Origin of the sequence: Micromonospora echinofusca (assembly GCF_017614955.1) — a bacterium.
Lineage (GTDB): Bacteria > Actinomycetota > Actinomycetes > Mycobacteriales > Micromonosporaceae > Micromonospora > Micromonospora echinofusca_A.
This window is the reverse complement of the sequence record NZ_WVUH01000718.1, coordinates 1-648: the sequence shown is the minus strand read 5'-3', so window position 1 is coordinate 648 and position 648 is coordinate 1. Positions and strand designations below refer to the sequence as shown.

The 648-nt window shown below is 74.1% G+C and carries 1 pseudogene; it reads right to left on the bottom strand.

The features are described from left to right. Nucleotides 1-610, bottom strand: a pseudogene (locus GSF22_RS34060) (hypothetical protein); the annotation flags it as partial. Nucleotides 611-648: the final 38 nt, after the last annotated feature.

The window sequence follows — 648 nt, the reverse complement described above, 5'->3', positions numbered from 1 at the left end:
CCCCGGTGGAGTTCCCGTCGGCGAAGGTCAGGTTCTGCACGGTGAGCTGTGGATGGTCCTGGTTGTCGCAGTGCGAGGTGGTCCACCCCTGGGCCCGGTCACAGGTGTTCATGTAGAGGATGCGGCGTTCCCCACCGCCGCTCAGGGTGACCAGCCCGCCCCCGTCGAGCACGATCCGGGGGCCGGCCGCGTTCCTGATCTTCGCGGTGGCCTGCATCCGGATGGTGACCGGGGCCGGACCGCAGTCGAACGTGACGATGCCGCCGGCGGCGACGGCCCGCACCACGGCTGCCGAGGTGCAACTGGCCGGGGTGCCGGTACCGACGACCCGGGTCGGTCGGGAGGTGTCCACGGCCCGGGCCTCGGCCGGGACGGTCGCCCGGCCGGCCGGGTTGCCGGCCTGGAGCGTGCCGCCCGTGGCCCGGACCGTCGGTGTGGGCCGTCCCGTCGGGACGGCACCCATGCCGGCGCTGCCGGCCAGGTCCGGAGCGGCTCCGGCCGTCGTCGGGACCGGTGCCGGTACAGCGGGTCCCGGGGAGCGACCACACCCGGGTAGCAGGGCAGCGGTGACACCGAGGACGAGCAGCAGCGCACCGGATGTGAGTCGCATCCGTCGATGCTAGGGCCTGCCCGAGGGTCACCCACCAC